General features: G+C 37.4%; 20 protein-coding genes. 11 read left to right on the top strand and 9 right to left on the bottom strand.

Going from position 1 to position 21473, the window contains the following annotated elements:
* Positions 1–50: 50 nt before the first annotated feature.
* The 6 genes from hemB (at position 51) to BXY82_RS04910 (ending at position 5837) form a co-directional block, all read left to right on the top strand.
* Positions 51–1043: a porphobilinogen synthase gene (gene hemB / locus BXY82_RS04935; protein ID WP_133757050.1), complete on the top strand. Its 993-nt coding sequence runs from the start codon at positions 51–53 to the stop codon at positions 1041–1043.
* A 155-nt stretch (positions 1044–1198) separates the two neighbouring features.
* Positions 1199–1606 (top strand): Lrp/AsnC family transcriptional regulator, encoded by a 408-nt coding sequence (locus tag BXY82_RS04930; RefSeq protein ID WP_133757049.1) that lies wholly within the window; start codon positions 1199–1201, stop codon positions 1604–1606.
* A 75-nt stretch (positions 1607–1681) separates the two neighbouring features.
* Complete coding sequence (locus tag BXY82_RS04925; RefSeq protein WP_133757048.1) at positions 1682–2800, top strand: CNNM domain-containing protein; 1119 nt, start codon at positions 1682–1684, stop codon at positions 2798–2800.
* Positions 2800–3273 (top strand): methylated-DNA--[protein]-cysteine S-methyltransferase, encoded by a 474-nt coding sequence (locus BXY82_RS04920; protein WP_133757047.1) that lies wholly within the window; start codon positions 2800–2802, stop codon positions 3271–3273. Before BXY82_RS04925 ends, BXY82_RS04920 begins: the two co-directional genes overlap by 1 nt.
* 689 nt (positions 3274–3962) lie before the next feature.
* The gene (locus BXY82_RS04915; protein WP_133757046.1) at positions 3963–5120 is read left to right on the top strand and encodes a serine hydrolase domain-containing protein; all 1158 of its coding nucleotides are present in this window, start codon (positions 3963–3965) and stop codon (positions 5118–5120) included.
* A gap of 6 nt (positions 5121–5126) precedes the next feature.
* Positions 5127–5837, top strand: coding sequence for a 3'-5' exonuclease (locus BXY82_RS04910; protein ID WP_133757045.1), 711 nt, complete (start codon positions 5127–5129; stop codon positions 5835–5837).
* Between the two features lie 652 nt (positions 5838–6489).
* Here the strand turns inward: BXY82_RS04910 and BXY82_RS04905 are convergent.
* From BXY82_RS04905 to trhO, 7 genes are all read right to left on the bottom strand, one after another.
* Positions 6490–7143 (bottom strand): 3-oxoacid CoA-transferase subunit B, encoded by a 654-nt coding sequence (locus BXY82_RS04905; RefSeq protein WP_133757044.1) that lies wholly within the window; start codon positions 7141–7143, stop codon positions 6490–6492.
* 41 nt (positions 7144–7184) lie between these two features.
* Positions 7185–7505: a four helix bundle protein gene (locus tag BXY82_RS04900; RefSeq protein ID WP_133757043.1), complete on the bottom strand. Its 321-nt coding sequence runs from the start codon at positions 7503–7505 to the stop codon at positions 7185–7187.
* A 55-nt stretch (positions 7506–7560) separates the two neighbouring features.
* Positions 7561–8259, bottom strand: coding sequence for a CoA transferase subunit A (locus BXY82_RS04895; protein ID WP_133757042.1), 699 nt, complete (start codon positions 8257–8259; stop codon positions 7561–7563).
* A gap of 174 nt (positions 8260–8433) precedes the next feature.
* Positions 8434–10752: a penicillin-binding protein 1A gene (locus BXY82_RS04890; RefSeq protein WP_133757041.1), complete on the bottom strand. Its 2319-nt coding sequence runs from the start codon at positions 10750–10752 to the stop codon at positions 8434–8436.
* Between the two features lie 7 nt (positions 10753–10759).
* A complete protein-coding gene (locus tag BXY82_RS04885) occupies positions 10760–11248 on the bottom strand; it encodes a gliding motility lipoprotein GldH (RefSeq protein WP_133757040.1) in 489 nt (162 codons plus the stop codon).
* The gene (locus tag BXY82_RS04880) at positions 11238–12536 is read right to left on the bottom strand and encodes a PSP1 domain-containing protein (RefSeq protein ID WP_133757039.1); all 1299 of its coding nucleotides are present in this window, start codon (positions 12534–12536) and stop codon (positions 11238–11240) included. The genes BXY82_RS04885 and BXY82_RS04880 overlap by 11 nt, the downstream gene beginning before the upstream one ends.
* 360 nt (positions 12537–12896) lie before the next feature.
* Positions 12897–13961 (bottom strand): oxygen-dependent tRNA uridine(34) hydroxylase TrhO, encoded by a 1065-nt coding sequence (gene trhO, locus BXY82_RS04875; RefSeq protein WP_133757038.1) that lies wholly within the window; start codon positions 13959–13961, stop codon positions 12897–12899.
* A 620-nt stretch (positions 13962–14581) separates the two neighbouring features.
* On the opposite strand from trhO, the gene recA reads away from it, so the two are divergent.
* From recA to BXY82_RS04855, 4 genes are all read left to right on the top strand, one after another.
* A complete protein-coding gene (recA, locus tag BXY82_RS04870; protein WP_133757037.1) occupies positions 14582–15598 on the top strand; it encodes a recombinase RecA in 1017 nt (338 codons plus the stop codon).
* Between the two features lie 128 nt (positions 15599–15726).
* Entirely contained in the window at positions 15727–16155 is a 429-nt protein-coding gene (locus BXY82_RS04865) for a hypothetical protein (RefSeq protein WP_133757036.1), read from the top strand.
* A gap of 10 nt (positions 16156–16165) precedes the next feature.
* On the top strand, positions 16166–16708 hold the full coding sequence (locus BXY82_RS04860) for an RNA polymerase sigma factor (RefSeq protein WP_133757035.1): 543 nt from the start codon (positions 16166–16168) through the stop codon (positions 16706–16708).
* The gene (locus BXY82_RS04855; protein ID WP_133757034.1) at positions 16709–18220 is read left to right on the top strand and encodes a hypothetical protein; all 1512 of its coding nucleotides are present in this window, start codon (positions 16709–16711) and stop codon (positions 18218–18220) included. It abuts the gene before it with no gap.
* Between the two features lie 50 nt (positions 18221–18270).
* Here BXY82_RS04855 and BXY82_RS04850 read toward each other — a convergent pair whose 3' ends face one another.
* Positions 18271–19035 (bottom strand): lysophospholipid acyltransferase family protein, encoded by a 765-nt coding sequence (locus BXY82_RS04850; protein ID WP_133757033.1) that lies wholly within the window; start codon positions 19033–19035, stop codon positions 18271–18273.
* Between the two features lie 110 nt (positions 19036–19145).
* Between BXY82_RS04850 and trpS the strand changes: the two genes are divergently transcribed.
* Positions 19146–20114, top strand: coding sequence for a tryptophan--tRNA ligase (trpS, locus tag BXY82_RS04845; RefSeq protein WP_133757032.1), 969 nt, complete (start codon positions 19146–19148; stop codon positions 20112–20114).
* 243 nt (positions 20115–20357) lie between these two features.
* Here the strand turns inward: trpS and dprA are convergent, their stop codons facing one another.
* Entirely contained in the window at positions 20358–21461 is a 1104-nt protein-coding gene (gene dprA / locus BXY82_RS04840) for a DNA-processing protein DprA (RefSeq protein ID WP_133757031.1), read from the bottom strand.
* Positions 21462–21473 lie beyond the last annotated feature (12 nt).

Genomic DNA, 21473 nt, shown 5'->3' with positions numbered 1-21473 from the left:
TTTATATAATAACTGCAGATTGAATTCTGCAAATTGAAGATTTCAAAATTATGTACCCTTTAAGAAGAAATAGAAGATTGAGAGCTAACGAAGCTATTCGTTCATTGGTAAGAGAAACTACGATTTCGCCCAACGATTTTTTAGTCCCACTTTTTGTAGTAGAAGGCAAAAATGTAAAAGAAGAAATTGCCTCCATGCCTAATTACTACCGCTATAGTTTAGACTTGCTTGAAAAGGAAGTCAAGGGTCTTTGGAACATGGGTCTCAAATCAGTATTGCTATTTGTTAAAGTACCAGACCATCTCAAAGACAATAAAGGTGCAGAGGCTTTAAATGCTAACGGTCTAATGCAACGCGCCATTAAAACGGTTAAAAATGCCTGTCCTGAGATGCTGGTGATGACTGACGTGGCCTTTGATCCGTATTCAGCATACGGCCATGATGGCATTATTGAAAATGGCATCATCTTAAATGATGAGAGTGTTGATATGCTCGCACAAATGAGCGTTTCCCATGCCAACGCTGGCGCTGACTTTGTAGCCCCAAGTGATATGATGGATGGCCGCATTTTAGCCATTAGAGAAGCTTTGGAAGATGAAGGCTTTACAGATACGGGCATTATGAGCTATTCAGCCAAGTATGCCTCAGCATTTTATGGGCCTTTTCGTGATGCGCTAGATTCGGCACCTGTTAACATGAAAAATATCCCTAAAGACAAGAAAACTTACCAAATGGATTTTGCCAATAGGTTTGAGGCCATCAGAGAAACGGAAATGGACATTGATGAAGGAGCAGATATTGTAATGGTAAAACCGGGCTTGTGTTATTTGGATATCGTACGAGAGATTAAAAATACCGTAGATGTGCCTGTTGCCGTTTATCAAGTTTCAGGCGAATATGCAATGGTAAAGGCTGCTGCCGAAAAAGGATGGCTAGATCATGATGCCGTGGTAATGGAGCAAATTACCGCCATAAAACGTGCCGGAGCAGATGTGATCGCTTCCTACTTCGCCAAAGATGTAATGAGGATTATGAATTCCTAAAACCGATTCTTTTTCATCCTTAAATTGAGCGCTATATACGTGTTTCATCCAAAATTGAAGCCATATATAGCGCGCAATCATTTAAATAATCAAAAAATATTTTATATATTTAGTTTCGATTAAAACTTTAAACCTTTAAAAAACATTTGATTCCAATGGATAGCATAGATACAAGAATTATTCAGATGCTCCGAAGAAATTCCCGCGAATCATTTGCGACCATAGGCAAATCAGTAGACCTTTCAGCCCCAGCAGTTGGAAAACGGGTCAAACAATTGGAAGAAAAAGGCATTATTTTAGGCTATTCCCTTAAACTTAATCATGGCAAATTAGGCGTATCGACCAAAGCCATCATTGAATTAAGAATTCATCAATCGAGCACTATTCGCACTGCCCATAATCAAATCTTCAATTATGAAGAGGTCCAACGGTGTGACCGACTTACAGGCGAAGACCGACTCTCCATTCTTGCCTATTTCAAAAACAATGCAAATTTGATAACGTTTATAGAACGAATCTCTCAATACGGTGTTCCTAAAACGAGTATCATATTAGAGGAGTAACCACTATTGTTTTAAGAAAAACATAAGAACATAATCTAATAATATCCTTAAATTAGCACATAAACCATACGTTAAATGACTTTATTAATTTTATATGCCTTTATATCCATTTTCTTCTCTTTTCTCTGTTCTATCTTAGAAGCTGTGCTGTTGAGTATAACCCCAACGTTTATTAACGTTAAAAAGAAAGAGAATAAAAGTTATGCCGAGTCTTTAGAGGAATTGAAAAGGGATGTTGACAAGCCACTAATTGCCATTCTAACTTTAAATACCATTGCACATACTGTAGGTGCCATTTTAGTGGGTGTTCAGGCTGAACAAGTATTTGGAAATGGAGATAACGCCATTATGATTGTGTCTGCAGTAATGACATTTTTAATATTGGTCCTCTCTGAAATCATTCCTAAAACCATTGGGGCTACCTATTGGAAAGAGCTAGTAGGGTTTACTACAGTGGCATTAAATGTTTTAATCTTTCCGTTAAAATATACTGGCATTTTATGGCTTTTACAATTGACTACAAAATTGATTGGTGGTAAAAATGCACATGTTAGTACGGTGAGTAGAGATAGTTTTTTAGCCATGGCTGATATTGCGCATGACGAAGGTGTTTTTAAGGAATCTGAAAGTAAGGTCATTAAAAATTTAATCAACTTCAGAAAGATTTTAGCCAAGGATATTATGACACCCCGCACCATTATGGTGTCTGAAGATGAGAATACCTCAGTAAAAACGTTCTTCGACAAAAATCAAGAACTTCGTGTATCAAGGATTCCTGTGTTTACTGACAATCCTGACAATATTACGGGTTTGGTATTAAAAGATGATATTTATAAGGAAATGGCCTTAGACAATGATTCCAAAACCTTGAAAGATATTAGACGGGAAATCATCATTATTGAGCGCAATCTGCCAATTCCCACATTATTTGAGAAATTAGTGGAAAGTAAAAACCATATGGCTTTAGTGGTTGATGAATACGGAACGGTGACAGGTTTGGTTACCATGGAAGATGTGATTGAAACCCTACTCGGTCTTGAAATTATGGATGAGAGCGATAATGTTGCTGATCTACAGGAGCAGGCAAGAAAAAGTTGGGAGTCTCGCGCCAAACGTCTGGGCATGCTCAATGAAGAAGTGGAGCATCCTGATGTGATCAAACCTCAGGACAACGATTCTCAACCCCAAAATTAGTGGAACATTGTATCATTTCCTCACCATTAGGATGCACCAAAATTGTAGGAGATAAACGAGGCATATCCTCTATTTCCATTTTAAGTTCAGAAGAGAAACTTACAGATAGTATTCCGCTCGTGCTAGAAGATTGTGTCTATCAACTTTATGAATATTTTGACGGAAACCGCACTCAATTTAATCTAAACCTTAATCTTGAAGGTACAGATTTTCAAAAACGGGTTTGGGTTAGTTTACTAAGCATTCCATATGGAAAAACACTTTCCTACCTCCAACTCTCTCAACAATTAGGTGACGTTAAAGCCATCAGAGCTGTAGCCAATGCCAATGGTAAGAATCCATTATGGATTGTAGTGCCGTGTCATCGCGTTATAGGTAGCGATGGCAGCTTGACAGGGTATGCTGGTGGATTGTCGCGCAAACAATGGCTATTAGAGCATGAAAGCCCCTATAGACAACAACGCTTGTTCTAGTTTCTCATTACTCCTTCGTCGGAATCGAGTTTAGCATTCTAACAACAGAGGAATCAAATTTGCCATTGTAACGTAAGAAGGAATCCCATACTTAAAGTGTCTCTCATCAATTAACCATTAAAATATATAAATTCACTTTTGGAATAAATAATTTAAAAACGCCCCTTATCCTCACAGATTAAATTGAGTTTCTCCTTCCCTCTCCAACCTTTTAATTCCTTTTCTCTAGATATGGCGAGTGGAATCCAACTAAACCCATTAAAACGCATTAAATATTTCAAATATATTTTGCAGCAAATGCCCTCTTCTTTAGCAAAACGCTTTCCTCATGTTGATGGAGTCTGGGATACAAGTTGTTAGCTACCCCTATACTGAAGCTGCTTCAATAGGAATTGATAATATATAAACATAATACGTCTGACTTCATTGAGTGAATTCAATCATTTCTCTAAGTGCTTATTATTTTCAGTTTGCGGGGCAATCTAAGTTAGCGAAATAGTCGATCCGCTGGTATGGGGTACAATGAAACATCAATATCCTTGCTGATATCTTTAGTTATGACCTGATATGATTCCTCCTTCGTCGGAATGACAAAACAAAATAGCGCAATGACACCCGTAATTTGTTGACAGAACTAAATATGGATGCTGCACAAATTTCCCTATATTTAGTATTCCTAATACCAACCTATGAAAATGCTCAAAACTGTCTTAAAATGGATCTTAGCTTTACTTATATTAACTGTAGCAATCCTATACATTACAGACACTGATTACTTATTAAAAGCGGTACGCACCATTTATTTGAAAGGCCATTCTACCGCTTATCTTGATGATTACAAACAATTTGATAACCAAACAGTAGCTAACGGAACCGCACAACCTTGGCCGAACCACACTGACTACAACTCGGTTTCAGAAACGCAAACTCTTCAAAAAACCAATTCAAAACTAGGTACAGTAGCCTATGTGATCATCAAAAATGACAGCATTTGGTTTGAAAATTACTACGATGGTTATAGTGAAAATTCGAAATCGAATTCCTTTTCCATGGCCAAAAGCTATGTTTCAGGCTTAATGCAGAAGGCCATTGAACAGGGACATATTAAAAGTTTAGACCAACCAGTGGGCGATTTCTTCCCTGAATTTAGTAAAGGAACAGCCGCTAAAATGACTGTGGGTGATTTATCGTCCATGAGTTCTGGGACCAACTGGGATGAAGCGTATTACTCACCCTTATCCATTACCACGCGGGCTTATTTTGATGATGACTTAAAAAAAGTGATTCTCGGTTTGAAAGTGGTAGATGAGCCTGGGCAAACTTATAAATATGCCAGCGGCGACACCCAACTTTTGGCCATGGTTATTGAAAAAGCCACTGGTAAAAAACTGTACAATTATCTGTCTGAATCGTTTTGGAAACCTTTAGGATCTGAACATGAGACACTTTGGCAAGTAGACAGCGAGGCCAATGATCTCGTTAAAGCATACTGTTGCATAGCCAGTAATGCGAAAGATTTTGCGCGTTATGGTAAATTGTTTAAAGACCACGGCAGATGGAATGGAAAACAGGTTTTAGACTCTGCATTTGTTGCGAAATCTATAACTCCACGATTTTCTGATAGTCCGCAATACGGTTACGGATGGTGGCTGATACAAGATTACAACGGAAAAGACTTTTTTATGATGCGTGGCCATTTAGGCCAATATGTTATTGTGCAGCCTGAAGATAATGTTATTATTGTGCGTTTGGGACATCAATCGCTTAAAGTAGATGAGTCGGTTAATGCATTTACCGAAGATATTTATACGTATATTGATGAGGCTTATGAAATGATGACACCCTAATAGCATATGATCAACAAACTCAATCTTGAAGACATCTTATTTCTGGACATCGAGACGGTTCCGGAAACGCATCATTTCTCAGAATTGGACCCAACAAAACAAGAATTGTGGGAGCTGAAATCGAAATACCAAAGGGCTGATATTTCAGCTGAAGAGTTCTACGAACGTGCTGGAATTTGGGCAGAGTTTGGTAAAATTGTATGTATATCAGTGGGCTATTTTAAATTTCAGGGCGATGTTAGGACGTTTCGTGTCACGTCATTTTATGGCGATGAATTTACCCTACTACAGGATTTTAAAAGTTTAATCTTATCCCATTTCAATCAACCGAAACACTTGTTATGTGCCCATAATGGAAAAGAATTTGATTTCCCTTATATTGCAAGACGTATGATAATCCATGCCATGGAATTGCCCAATAAATTGAATTTGTTTGGAAAGAAACCGTGGGAAGTTCCGCATTTGGACACCTTAGACTTATGGAAGTTTGGTGATTATAAAAATTACACCTCCTTAAAATTGCTGACCAACGTGTTAGGTATTCCGTCTCCAAAAGATGATATTGACGGTAGCGAAGTTGGACGCGTGTATTATAAAGATAAGGACATTAATCGTATCGTGGTGTACTGCGAAAAAGATACGATAGCTGTGGCGCAGATTTTTTTGAGACTTAGAGGGGATTCCATTCTGGAAGACAGTGAAATCAAACACATTTAAATCTCCTTATAATTTTTAAATATAAGATAGGATGATCATAACCGTAATTGACGCGCACTACCCTTATTCATTAGGTTTCAAGATGATGCTATACCATGCCGAATGTGGGTGAAGCAATAGAGATTAAGTTAACTAATAAGACGCTACACTGTATATAATCCACAAAAAAAAAAATCATGCTTAATCTGGGGCTTAGATTAGAGCATGAATATTTTTTTTGTGAGTATTATAATACCTTTCAAAAGTCTAACAGTGCCATGGAAGGCCTCAAATAGTTTACTTTGAGAGTAGGTAGGTTCAGGTAGATTTGGAGCGGTATTCATAAGTTAAAAATTATGGTAGATTTGGGGCTAAGCATAAATTAAGCTATGGTAAATTTGGGTTGTTAGGTTATTAGATTTGGGCTGTTAGGTTGATTAGATTTGGTTTTGTAAATATAAACGCTCTTTTTAATAAATCAGTTTAAATACTCAATATTTCGTTGAAATACATAATATTTTAACATTTACTATCGATTTTGTAGATATTTCTTACAAAAATTAAAATATGATTTACACTTACGGGATGCCCATTTACAAAAAAAAGCCATACCTAAATACAGGTATTTTAGATCTGTATTTAGGTATGGCTCAGAATATAAATTGTTCTTATGCTACAATTCCATTTCTGGTATATCCCCTTCCACAATCAATGTGCCTTCTGTAGCTTTTCTAATGTCTTCCACTGAAATTCCTGGAGCACGTTCCAACAATTTGAAACCATCTGAGGTTACTTCTATAACGGCCAGATTGGTCACAATCTTCTTTACACAGGCAACACCAGTGAGTGGTAAACTGCATTTTTTCAACAATTTCGATTCTCCTGCTTTATTGGTATGCATCATAGCAACGATAATATTCTCTGCGCTAGCAACCAAATCCATGGCGCCTCCCATGCCTTTTACCATTTTTCCAGGAATTTTCCAATTGGCAATATCGCCTTCTTCGGAGACTTCCATCGCGCCTAAAATGGTAAGGTCAACATGTTGCCCCCTAATCATAGAGAAACTCATGGAGGAGTCGAAAAAACTAGCTCCTGGCAAGGTAGTAATGGTTTGCTTACCCGCGTTAATCAAATCTGCATCCTCTTCGCCCTCAAAAGGAAAAGGGCCCATGCCCAATACGCCATTCTCACTTTGAAATTCCACCTCTATATCGTCGCGCACATAATTGGCAACGAGCGTTGGAATACCGATCCCCAGATTGACATAATAACCATCCTTGACTTCCTTTGCAATACGTTTTGCGATTCCTGTTTTATCTAACATATTAAATGATTTGAAAATTTTATGATTTGAAAATTTGATAGTTAACCTTTCTTACTAGATGAAATGATTTTAGATATGATTAAACTAATTGATCTTAATTCTGAATGAACCTCTTTACTCGGATTTGGATGTAAATCTGAGGCTTCGCACAATTTCAGCCAATAATGGAACTCATCTGATTCCTTTGCTGAGCGTTTGAATTTATAGATAAAATCGGCTTTACTTTCAGCGTTTTGAGCTTCCATAATATTTGCACCAATTGATGTTCCACTTCTGAAAATTTGTGAAGCCATTTCATACTTATGGATTGCTCTTAATTCTTCGGATAACGCAATAATTTTCAATGAAAATTCAAAAGTCATTCTTACAATTAAATTTTCTTGTCATCTCTCATTTTCAAATTTTCAAATTGAAAAATTATTTACTGATTACCGTCCGTTGTTCAATTCGTTTTTCATAATCCTTACCTTCAAAAATACGCTGTACAAATATTCCTGGAATATGTATCTGATTAGGATCTAAACTTCCTACGGGCACGAGCTCCTCAACCTCAGCCACCGTAATTTTAGCAGCACCACACATGGCTGGATTAAAATTTCTGGCAGTTCCTTTAAAGATCAAATTGCCAGCAGCATCGCCTTTCCAGGCTTTCACAAATGCAAAATCAGCTTTAAAAGCTTCTTCTAAAACATACATCTTACCATTAAATTCGCGTACTTCTTTGCCTTCAGCAACTTCAGTACCGTACCCGGCAGGTGTGAAAAAAGCTGGAAACCCTGACTGTGCCGCTTTACAACGTTCCACCAGCGTCCCTTGTGGCACAAGTTCTACATCCAATTCGCCACTGAGCATTTGTCGTTCAAACTCATCGTTCTCTCCAACATAGGAAGAAATCATTTTTTTTATCTGACGTTTGTGCAATAGTAGGCCTAAACCAAAATCATCCACCCCAGCATTATTGGAAATACAAGTCAACCCTTTTACGTTTAGCTTAACCAAATTGTTAATCGCGTTTTCAGGAATACCACACAGTCCGAACCCTCCTAACATTAGGGTCATGCCGTCCTCTACACCTTTCATGGCTTCGGTAACGTTGGCTACTTTTTTATTAATCATGAGTATTATTTTTTAGGAGTTTGAAAATTACGAAATAAAATAGCCATTCAAAAATGATTTGATGGGGTAACGGGTGTGACTATTCTAATTTTTAAATAGCATTCACAAAAAAATCCCATTTAAAACAACATGTCATTCTAAATGGGATTAATACCACGTGGGCCTGCTAAAAATTTAAAAATCTAAACTATCATCAAATCCATCAGAATCGGAGGAATCAGATCTATTATGCTGACTGCAATTCACATTAATTGAAAGATTGGCAGGACGTTCAAACTCCCCTGTAGAGACATCGAGATCCTTATCAGCATAACATTTTTTCATATATAAGCCCCAAATTGGTAAGGCCATCGAAGCTCCCTGACCATAATTAATACTTCTAAAATGGGTAGCGCGTTCTTCGCCCCCAACCCACACACCGGTTACTAAATTTGGGACCATGCCCATAAACCAACCATCACTTTGGTTTTGTGTAGTTCCAGTTTTCCCGGCAATTGGATTTGTAAATGCATAGGGATAACCCGTAATGATTTCTTTATAGACAGGATTCCACTTTTCGGCACCTACTGTTCTTAATCGTGTACCTGATCCTCCTTCAGTAACACCCTCCAACAGGTTAGTGGTAACATAGGCCACTTCTTCACTCAAAACATCTTTAGATTCTGGTGTAAATTGATATAGAACAGTTCCGTTTTTATCCTCAATGCGCATCACCATTACAGGTTTGTTATACACGCCTTTGTTGGCAAAAGTTGCATAAGCCGCCACCATTTCATAAACGCTCAAATCAGGTGTTCCCAAGGCAATTGCAGGTACAGCCGGCATCTCAGATTCAATTCCCAAATTTTTAGCCATATCAATAACAGGTTGTGGACCTACTTGGTCCATCAATCGGGCAGTAATAGTATTGATAGAATTAGCCAAAGCACTTTTTAGGGTTCTAAAACCACCATATTTACCGTCAGAATTGTTAGGGCTCCATGGCAATGGGTTTCCAAATTTTCCTGCCTCAATCGTTATTTTTGTGTTAGGAAATGTATCACATGGTGATAAATGCAGTTGGTCTATAGCCGTGGCGTACACAAACGGTTTAAACGTAGAGCCTACTTGGCGTTTGCCTTGCATGACGTGATCATACTGAAAATGTCTGTAATTAATACCGCCAACCCAAGCTTTGACATGCCCCGTTTGGGGATCCATAGACATCATGCCCGCATGTAAAAATGACTTGTAATACCGCATAGAATCTGCAGGTTTCATAATGGTATCAATTTCACCATTCCATGAAAACACGGTCATTTTTGCGGGTTTATCAAAGGAAGCAATAATTTCTTTATCACTCTTACCATTAGCTTTCATTTTTCTCCAGCGTTCTGACTGACGCATGCTTCTATTAAGCAAGGTGGATATTTCTTCAGGTTTTAGATCTAAAAATGGTGCGGTTTTATTACGTTCAGGTGTATTCTGTTTAAAAAACTCCTTCTGCAAACGAGCCATATGTTCAGAAGTAGCTTCTTCTGCGTATTGCTGCATGCGCGAATCAATTGTTGTATAAATCTTTAAACCATCATCGTACAGGTTATATAATCCGGTACCATCAGTTTTGGGATTATTTTTGATCCAGTCCTTTAGGAAATCTGTAAGATAAGCTCTAAAATAGGTTGCCAATCCTTCGCGGTGCGATTCTGGCGAATAACGCAAGCCTAAATCTAATTTGCTTAGCGAATCTTTTACGGTTTCAGAAATATAGCCATACTTCTCCATTTGATGCAACACCACATTCCTTCGGTTTTTGGTCCCTACAGGATTCCAAGCTGGTCTTGGATTATATAGTGATGAATTTTTAAACATTCCCACCAACATAGCTGATTCTTTCACGTCCAAATTCATTGGTTCCTTACCAAAATAAATTCGGGCCGCACTACGAATACCGTCGGCATTGTTTCCAAAATCATAAATATTGAAATACATGGCAATTATTTCCTCTTTGGTATACTGGCGCTCTAAACGGATAGCAATAATCCATTCTTTAGCTTTTTGGGTAATTCTACCCAAAATATCCTTTGCGCCTTCTCCGTGAAACAATTGTTTTGCCAATTGTTGTGAAATAGTACTGGCTCCACCACCTTTGCCTAAAGTAAATATAGCTCTTAATGTGCCTCGCGCATCTATTCCAGAATGGTCTTTATAACGTGCATCTTCAGTGGCAATCAATGCTTCTACCAAATGGTCTGGAAGCTCGGTAAAATCAACGGGCGTACGGTTGTCATTATGATAAATTTTTGCGAGTAATTCGCCATCCGAAGAAATAATTTCAGTGGCTAAATTGGTTGTTGGGTTTTCCAAACGCGTATGATCTGGCATCTCTCCAAACACACCCCATGACGCTAATAAAAACAATAGGACAACAATTAATAACCCTCCTAATATGGTTAACCAAAACCACTTGACGTATACGGAAAAGTTTTGGGTTTCTACTTTCTTTTTTGCCATAATTCAATTAATTGGTTGCAGGTTCTATTCTAAAACCTACATCTGTAATTCCTTCTAAGTTATCAACGCCTTCAACCTCTCCATTATTACGCATGACGTGTTGAATTGTTATCGTGTATGGTCCAACTTCATCAAACTTTACACCCTCTTTATACCACAATTTATTTTCCTTTACATCTGTAAAACCTTCACCCAACAAACGACCATCAGGTCTAGCCATTTGATACTCTAAAGTATCTTTAACTATTTTACCGTTAGGAAAATCAATTTCTGTAATCAGAAACAAATTGCTGAACTTGTACGCATTCGTATTCCGAATGTTAATGAATAAATTATACAGTTTTGTAGAATCTGGAGGGGTCACCGTAAAGGAAATCAAAGAATCCTTGTGCCACTGATTGGGCACAGATTTGTACTCGTCAAAAATTTGATTGGAATCACAACTAAACCCCAAAAGCACAAGTGATAATACTATCCAAGAAAATTTATTTGGCATCGTTTGGATTGGATTTTTTTGGGTTTGGCTTTCTGCGCTTTTTCTGTGATGATTTTTGTACTGATTTCTGCCCCGGTTTCTGTGACCCCTTCTCTCGAGTGCTCTCTTGAGGTTTGTTTTGATCAGTATTAGGTTTTGATTGTCTTGGTCTTTTAGATTTACTTTTATTTGGCTTGCGTTTTGTTTTACGTTTAGGACCATCAAAACGCGTTAAACTATCCTGGCCCACAACATTTTCAAAATCAGCCTTAACATCTTCAATAAGCTCTGAAGCATATTCTTCAAGACTTGTCACCTTTTGCTTTTTCTTATTTAAGGCTATAATTTCATTGGCTTGCTCAGTGGTCAGTTTATGCCAATTCATCCACTCTCCCTCATATGCGTACCACATAAAACCTCTAAAAATATCAGTTTTTTGGCATACAGCCGTTCCTTTTTCAGTGTAGAGTTTGATTTCTGTTTTGGGGAAACTTTTTAGCGCATCCAAATAGGAGTCCAACTCATAATTCAGACAACATTTAAGCTTACCACACTGACCTGCAAGTTTTAACGGATTTAATGATAGTTGTTGGTATCTTGCTGCTGAAGTACTCACTGATCTAAAGTCCGTCAACCACGTGGAGCAACACAATTCACGACCGCAAGACCCTATGCCCCCAAGTCGTGCCGCTTCCTGACGGAAGCCAACTTGTTTCATTTCAATGCGGGTTCGGAATTCTTTGGCAAATACTTTTATCAATTCCCTAAAGTCAACACGCTCTTCGGCGGTATAATAAAACGTCGCCTTACTGGCATCGCCTTGATATTCAATATCAGAGATTTTCATTTGCAAATTAAGATCAATTGCAAATTGACGCGCCTTCACCTTCATTGGCTCTTCTTTATCTCGAGCCTCAGACCAAATATCAATATCGCGCTGAGACGCTTTACGATATATTTTTAGAACGTTTTCTTCATCGTCTATCTTAACGTGTTTACGTTTCATTTGAATTCTTACCAATTCTCCAGTAAGAGTAACCATACCAATATCATGGCCGGATTGTGCCTGAGTAGCCACAATATCACCAATGCTTAAGGTTAAATTTTCTGTATTTCTATAATATTCTTTACGTCCATTTTTAAAACGTACTTCAACGCCTATAAAGGGCTCTTCACCTTGCGGAAGAGACATATTGGCCAACCAATCAAAAACAGTTAATTTATTGCAGCTATCTGTGCCACAAGTACCATTGTTTTTGCATCCTTTTGGTTGTCCATCCTTCCCGGTTGAGCAACTGTTACAACTCATGTTATGTTATATATATAATTCGTCTGGTAACGAATGAGGATTAATAAATTATGACCTTACACCCCATATGGTTCCAATGCATGGATAACGGTAATGCCATATAATTTTTAAAACGTAAAGATAAGATTATTTATTTCAGATATATAATTCAATTTCATGTAACTGGCTACATCATACAGAAACCATATAATTACTTGATTATGCGCGCTTTAAAATTTTATTTATCTCTTAACTCCCTTTATTACAGCTATTGGATATTTTTACAAGGTCCTAGTAAAAAGTCTATAAATTCGTCTTTCTTAATCAATTTGCAAAATCATTCAAATTGAAAAAGACTTCATCTTAGGAAAGCCTAATAGCTTACTTTTTGAGCGTCTCAAAAATATTACGGAGATCTTTTTTATAGGGAAGATGGTCCGCGCGTCCTTTTTTAAAAATATCATTACTATTGCCTTGGCCTTTTCTAAGCTCTTTTTGTGCTTCATAAGGCAGTCGGTTGATTTCCATGCAGGTGCTTGAACAGCAATTTTCCATTTTTTCTTTACAATCTTCACATTGGATAAAGAGTAAATGGCACGCTTCATTAGCACAATTGGTATGTAAATCGGCTGGATTGCCACATTGGTGGCAATGCGCTATGACATCGTCTGAAATACGCTCTGAACGACGTTGATCAAACACAAAATTCTTACCAATAAACTTATTCTCTAATCCTTTTTCATTTATTTGTCTCACATAATTGATGATACCACCATCTAATTGAAACACATTTATAAAGCCCTTATGTTTGTAGTAGGCACTTGCTTTTTCGCAACGAATTCCGCCCGTGCAATACATCACCAAGTTTTTATCTTCTTTGTGGTCTTTTAAATCTGCTTCAATAATATCTAAAGACTCTCTAAACGTATCCACATCTGGAGTAACTGCATTTTTAAAATGCCCTATTTCACTTTCGTAATGGTTTCTCATGTCCACCAATACCGTGTTTTCGTCTTCAATCAACGCATTGAATTTTTCTGCATCTACGTGAATACCGATGTTTCTCACATCAAATGTGTCGTCATTTAATCCATCTGCCACAATTTTATCCCGCACTTTAACCTTGAGTTTTAAAAACGCAAAATTATCGTGCTCAACAGCAATATTGAGTCGCACATTTTCTAGAAAACTAATGCTGTCCAAATGCATCTTAAAAGCTTTAAAATGATCGGCGGGGACTGATAATTGCGCGTTAATTCCTTCATGGGCTACGTAAATCCTGCCAAGGACATCGAGCTCATTCCAAGCTAAGAACATATGGTTTCTGAAAATTTCTGGATTGCCAATTTTGGCGTAGGCGTAGAAAGAGATTGTCAAACGGTCTTTGCCCGCTTGCGCAATAAGTTCTGCTCTTTCTTTAGCGCTTAAGTTATTGTACAGTTGCATGCTATACTAATTTTTTAAGGTTAAAGTGCGGCAAAGATATGGAAAAAAGTTGGCAGTATTAGGTAGTAGGTGTTCAGTATTCAGTATTCAGTATTCAGTGTTCAGTGTTCAGTGTTCAGTATTCAGTGTTCAGTGTTCAGTGTTCAGTGTTCAGTGTTCAGTATTCAGTATTCAGTATTCAGTATTCAGTGTTTGGTATTCAGTATTCAGTGTATAGAGTTCAGGGTTCGATATTCGGTATAGGAACCGTAATCCGCAATGTTCGATGTTTTATAAAATAAAAAAAGCACCGCAGTTTGAACTGAAGTGCCTATTTGAGGACTAACTCGTTATTAATAAATCCTTAAACATCAATTTACATAACAAATTAACCGTCATCACATTTACAATTTCCATTAACTGTCACACAAATTGAAAGACATGAAGTCTTGCCAACAATGATTCAGATAAAAAATGCTTCTGTAATCTTTAAAAATTTACTTCTAAAAGGTCAATTCATAGCATGATTTTCCCATCTTAATAAGGAGATGTAAAATCCATAAAAAGGTTGCGTAATAAAATACTAAAGAGGAAAAATTGTCGTAATTTAGCTTCGATAAAATTTAGAAAAAGAACAACAAATGAGTAGTGAAAAAGAAGCAAAATTAAAAGCCCTAAAACTAACTTTAGACAAGTTAGATAAAGCCTACGGCAAAGGGACTGTAATGAAAATGAGTGACAAATCTGTGGTAGATGTTGATGCCATTTCTTCAGGTTCTCTAGGGTTGGATATTGCCTTAGGCGTTGGTGGTTACCCACGTGGAAGGGTTATCGAAATATACGGACCAGAATCTTCAGGTAAAACAACCTTAACCTTGCACGCAATAGCAGAAGCTCAAAAAACAGGTGGTATTGCTGCTTTTATTGATGCTGAGCATGCTTTTGATCGAACCTATGCTGAAAAATTAGGTGTAGATTTAGAAAATTTAATTATTTCTCAACCTGACAATGGTGAGCAAGCCCTAGAAATTGCGGATAATTTAATTCGTTCTGGTGCTATAGATATTGTTGTGGTCGATTCTGTAGCAGCCTTAACGCCGAAAAGTGAGATTGAAGGCGAAATGGGCGATTCTAAAATGGGCTTACATGCACGATTAATGTCTCAAGCATTAAGAAAACTTACAGGCTCTATCAGCAAAACAAATTGTACCGTCATTTTTATTAACCAATTACGTGAAAAAATTGGGGTGATGTTTGGAAATCCAGAAACCACCACAGGGGGTAATGCCTTAAAATTTTACGCCTCAGTACGTTTGGATATTAGACGTTCTACCCAGATTAAGGAAACGGACGGGAATGTTTCAGGTAATAAAACCCGGGTTAAAGTGGTGAAGAATAAAGTTGCGCCACCATTTAAAATGGCTGAGTTTGACATTATGTACGGTGAAGGGATCTCTAAAGTTGGTGAAATATTAGATATTGCCGTTGAACATGAAATTGTTAAGAAAAGTGGTTCATGGTTCAGCTATGAGGATACAAAACTAGGTCAAGGTAGAGATGCCGTTAAAGCCTTAATCAAAGATAATCCAGAATTGATGGATGAACTGGAAGCTAAGGTTAGAGCCATAGCTAAAGCAGCTACTTCTGGTGATGAGTAACAGCTAAAAACATATATTAATATTAAAAAAAATCCCTTTCTCAAGGGATTTTTTTTATGACCAACGCAACCTTTTTAGATGTTGAACATCTTATAAATGAAAAAGAAATACTAATAATTTAAATTTTTATGAAAAAGCTACTTTTTATATGTTTTATGATGTTGTCTATAACTTCTTGCAGTGTAGACGATTCTGAAGATTTTCACTCCGAAATCTTACCAATTAAAAGCGTAGACATTCCAGACGAATTTGTTCTTGGTTCAGTGTACCCCATCACTGTAACCTATATCAGACCTGCTGGATGTTACGCTTTTTTTGATTTTTATTACACGCGCGATTTGAATCAGCGTACGGTTGCGGTGATCAATACAGTTTACCCTAATAAAAATTGTGGTGTTGATGTAGAATCAGATGTGGAAGCAACATTCAACTTTAAAGTTACCAATAATGGGACCTATGTTTTTAAGTTTTGGCAAGGCAAGGATGAGAGTGGAACAGATTTATATTATATTGTAGAAGTGCCGGTAGTAGAGCAAAGTGAAAAAGTAACGCCTTAATTCCACAACTGTGAGTTTAGAACAACTCATCATCAACTGTAAAAAAAATGATGCGCAAGCACAAAGCCAAATATACAAGCTCTTCTCGGGTAAATTGTTTTCGCTGTGCTTGAAGTATTCTAAAAATTATGCAGAGGCACAAGACAATCTGCAAGATACCTTTGTGACCATTTTTAAAAAGATAGATCAGTTTAGTCATAAAGGTTCATTGGAAGGTTGGATGAAGCGCATTGCCATAAATACAGCACTTCAACGCTATAGAAATGTGGGGGTTTTTGATATTGTCAATGAAGATCAGATAGAAGATGTAGCCGTTGAAATTAATGAGGATGAAGTGAGCCTAGATTTTTTACTGGGTATTATACAAGAGTTACCGGATCGATACCGGTTGGTATTCAATCTGTATGTATTAGATGATTATTCTCACAAAGAGATTGCAGAGATGCTGCACATCTCCACCGGAACTTCAAAATCAAATCTCGCTAGGGCACGGATGATTTTAAAAGATAAAATTGAGCACCACAAAACACAGTTTAATTTCCAGAGTTTATAAATGAGTGACAAAAAACATATAGATCGCCTTTTTCAAGAGAAATTCAAAAATTTTGAAGCGACTCCTGAAGATGTTGTTTGGGACAATATCCACAATGCGCTGCATAAAAAAGAACATAAGCGCCGCGTGATTCCGTTGTGGTGGAAACTTGGTGGTATTGCCGCTGTTATGGCGTTGTTCTTTACGGTGGGCATCGCTGTTTTTGACACGGGTAATAATTTTGGCGTACCAGAAAACATGGTGGTTGGTACTGAAAAAAAAGACGACACTTTAGATTCTACCAAACCTTATACTATTGAAGAGCAATCAAGCGAATCTGTAGGGACTAGCGTTATTGCAAAATCTGATGACACCCATGATTCGGATGCAGTTTCTGGAAATACTGCAGAAACCGACAATGTTCAAAAGAACACAACTAATCAAATTGCTGGTAAAAATTCAGTCAAAAAAATTAACCGGACAACTTCTAATTCAGCTCAAAAAAACATTACAAGTAGTATCCATTCAAAAAGTAATACCGTCGTAAAAAACACTTCAAATCTACCACAACTAAATCCTAATAAAGAAGTTGTAAACGACAAGAACATAAGCTCGAAAATCATTTTGGACGTACAGAAAGATCAAATTAAAGTAGCGCAATCAGATATTAATGACATTTTAAAAGACAACGAAACCCCTGTTGAAGTAGAACAAAAAGTTGTTATTGCTTCAAACAAACAAGATGAAAGCATTGAGGACGCTATTGCTAAAGCGAACCCTACCATAGAAGAAGAAAAAGAAGCACAACCCAACAGGTGGAACATCACCCCAAATGTGGCACCTGTTTATTTTAACACATTGGGCAAAGGCTCCTCTATTGACGGCCAATTTGTAAACAATAGCAAAAGTGGCGAGGTCAACATGAGTTATGGGATTAGTGGCAGCTACGCCATAAATGATAAAATAAAAATAAGAGCAGGAATTAACAAAGTGAATTTAGGTTATAGCACTGATGGTATTATTGCATTTAATGAATTGAACAGTTTTGGTGCGGCTTCAAAAACTAATCGATTGCAAAATATCACTTTTACAAACCGCAATGAATCCAATACTCTATTAAGTACTTCTAGCATCACAAGCCAATCTGCGCCTCAAGCATTAACATCAAAAGACAACGGCGCTTTGGAGCAACAATTTGGGTATATTGAAATACCGTTGGAAATGGAATACAGTATTGTAGATAAAAAATTTGGATTGAATGTTATTGGAGGTTTTAGCACACTTTTCCTTAGTAATAATGACATTTACACCGTATTGGAGAATCAAAAATTACTAATAGGCGAAGCGAATAATATTAACAGCACAAGTTATAGCGCCAATTTCGGTTTAGGGGTAAATTATAACGTTTCAAACACCTTAAAGCTTAATCTTGAACCTATGTTTAAGTATCAAATACATACATTCACCAATACTTCAGGCAATTTCAGGCCTTATTATATTGGTGTCTATACCGGTTTTAGTTTTAAATTTTAGATTTTTAGTTGGTTAGATAGTTATTGCACATGTGCAGTAATGACAAAGAGCTACTCTGTGCCAAGAGTAGCTCTTTTGTATTTATGAGACATCATCAATTGGTGCAGAATAATAGATCTGGTCTGTGTATTTAATAATTTAGCATCCTTTGAGGTGAGGCCTTTAGTGCACAAAAATTTGTGAACTGTAACTCGCATTTTCCCTGGACTGCCACTTAAAAACACGTAAGAAAAACGGTCTTTGTTATCGGCAAAGGTCATCGGAACAATGGGAATTTGATGGTTGATAGCCAATTTGAAAGCGCCGTCCTTAAAGTCGTCTAATACAACATCTTCATGAGGTACGCCTCCTTCAGGGAAGATACAAATACTGAGTCCTTGCTTTAATCTTTTTTGAGCTCTTAAAAACACAGCTTTTCTGCTTTTTTCAGAACTTCTATCTACCAAAATGCAAGTACGTTTATAGAAGAACCCGAATAGTGGAATTTTCGCCAACTCAGCTTTCCCAACAAAAACAAAAGGATTTTTCACACTTACCAACATCAGCATGATATCTGCCATAGAAGTATGATTGGCTACAAACATATAACTCTTATCAGGCTCAGGTGTTTGCGCTCTTTTGATGATCCAACGGAATCCCATTCCAACCAGAATAAACTTTGCCCAGAACCGAGCCAATTTAAAAAAATAGGGATACCATTCTTCTCTCGAAATGCTAATCAGTAGAAACGGCAACAAGACTAGAATTGGTAAGGCTACCAATATATAAAACCAAATGCGGTATAAAATCCAGAAAGGGTATTTCAAAATTTTCATCGGGTTCAAAACTAATTAAATTAATTGAGCTATTCCTTCAAAAAAATTACCTTTGCCGTATAAATAATTTGTTTAATTAAATGAGATTCCCGCCTTCGCGGGAAGTGAACATGGCAAGAATACTTACAGGCATACAAAGTACCGGCACTCCACATTTAGGGAATATTTTAGGTGCCATCCTCCCGGCAATAGACATGGCGAATGATACTAAAAACAATTCGTTCCTTTTTATCGCAGACATGCATTCTCTAACCCAAATTAAAGATGCGGAAACTTTAAGACACAATACCTATAGTGTTGCAGCTACTTGGTTGGCCTTTGGTTTGGATATTAATAAGGTGGTATTTTACCGTCAGAGTGATGTGATACAAACTACTGAATTAACTTGGTATTTGAGTTGCTTCTTTCCATACCAACGTTTGACTTTAGCTCATGGTTTTAAAGATAAATCAGACCGCTTGGAAGATGTGAATGCTGGTTTGTTTACCTACCCAATGTTGATGGCCGCAGATATCTTGTTATATGATGCTGAAATTATTCCCGTTGGGAAAGATCAATTGCAACATATTGAAATGACCCGTGATGTGGCGTCTCGTTTTCATGCTAAAATGGGTGAAACTTTTGTGATGCCAGAAGGTAAGATACAAGAAAACACGATGCTTGTTCCCGGAACAGATGGTGCTAAAATGAGTAAAAGCAAGAACAATTTTATCAATATATTTTTACCAGAAAAGCAATTGCGCAAACAAATCATGGCAATCGAAACGGACAGTACGCCTTTAGAGGACCCGAAAGATTGGAGCACTTGTAATTGTTTTGCACTGTATAGTTTATTGGCTTCAGATAAAGAAATACAAACGATGAAACAAAATTATGAGCAAGGTAATTATGGTTACGGCCACGCCAAACAAGCCCTGTACGAACTGATTTTATCAAAATTTGAAACACCACGTGAGCGCTACAATTACTATATGAATAATTTGGAGGAAATTGACAAGGCACTGGCTGTTGGCGCAGGAAAAGCCAAAGTTGTGGCTGATGCCGTGTTGGCTCGTGTGCGTAAAAAGCTTGGGTATTAAATAATCAGGTTTAATAAAAACCCTTCCGGCTTTGAGCTCTTTCTGGAGCTCAAGTTCACCTTCCTTTAAAAAAGGGAAGGAATTTATGACCCAACTAAATTTAAAATAATAGAAATATAAACAAAACCCGCTCCTCCTTTATAAGAATGAGGAGCGGGTTTTGCTTCAGAAAAGCAGCAAAAATCCCGCCTGATCGGCAGGCAAACGAGGTGGTTATTTCTATATTTACAGTAGTTAAGTCTATTAAATCGCCTCAAACAATTTGCCCGGAAGAGGCCTCACAACACCTTTGAGTTCCATATTCAACAGTACACCTGCCACTTTAAAAATAGGCATGTTGCATTCTAGAGCTATACTATCTAAAAGTTGTTGCTCCTTCGATTTTAGAAAATTATAAATTATTTTTTCGTCCGCTTCCAACTCTACAAACAGTTGTTTTTGAATGGCCGGTTTCTTTTCATTTTCGAGCTCCCAATTCAAAATATAAGGGACATCCATAGGATTGGACAATAAATGTGCTTTTTGATACTTGATTAAATCATTACAGCCCGAACTTTGTGCATCTGTGGTTCTTCCAGGCACGGCAAAAACATCTCGGTTATAAGAATTAGCAATATCAGCGGTTACCAAGCTTCCACCTCTATCAGCAGATTCAATAACAATAGTGGCTTCACTTATACCCGCAATAATCCGGTTTCGCTTTAAAAAATTCTCTCGCTCCGGATTTGAAGTACTCCAAAATTCAGTTAAGAAGCCGCCGTATTTTTCAATCTCAGCCACATAGCGTTTATGAACTTTCGGATACACTTGATTGAGACCATGTGCCAAACAGCCTACCGTTTGCAAATTATGCTTCATGGCCGCTTTTTGCGCGGTAATATCCGTGCCATAAGCGAACCCTGAGATGATAACCGGTTTAAAAACTGCCAATTGTTCAATTAAGCGTTCACAAAAGGCCACACCTGAAGAAGTAATCATGCGCGTGCCCACAATACTGATTAGACGTTTCCTTTTTAGATCTACCGTACCAGATTGGAATAACAATATAGGGCCATCAATACAATGCTTTAATTTTTCAGGATAATTGGAATCCATAAAATATAACGGCAAAACATTATGGTCTCTAATAAACCTCAACTCCTGTTCTGCCGCTATCAAATGCCTTTTATTATAGACTTCCTGCAACATACTAGTACCAATACCATCAATTCTTAATAGAAGTTGCTTCTTCTCCTTGAGCACTGCTTCGGCTGAGCCGCAGTGGGCGATCAGTTTTTTTGCGGTGATGTCGCCAATTTTAGGCATATTTTGAAGCGCAAGGAGAAAAATTAAGTCCTGATCTGACATTTATAGTATTGA

Origin of the sequence: Gelidibacter sediminis (assembly GCF_004364975.1) — a bacterium.
Classification (GTDB): Bacteria; Bacteroidota; Bacteroidia; order Flavobacteriales; family Flavobacteriaceae; genus Gelidibacter; species Gelidibacter sediminis.
The sequence above is the reverse complement of the archived record's forward strand: the minus strand, read 5'-3'. Positions and strand labels throughout refer to the sequence as shown.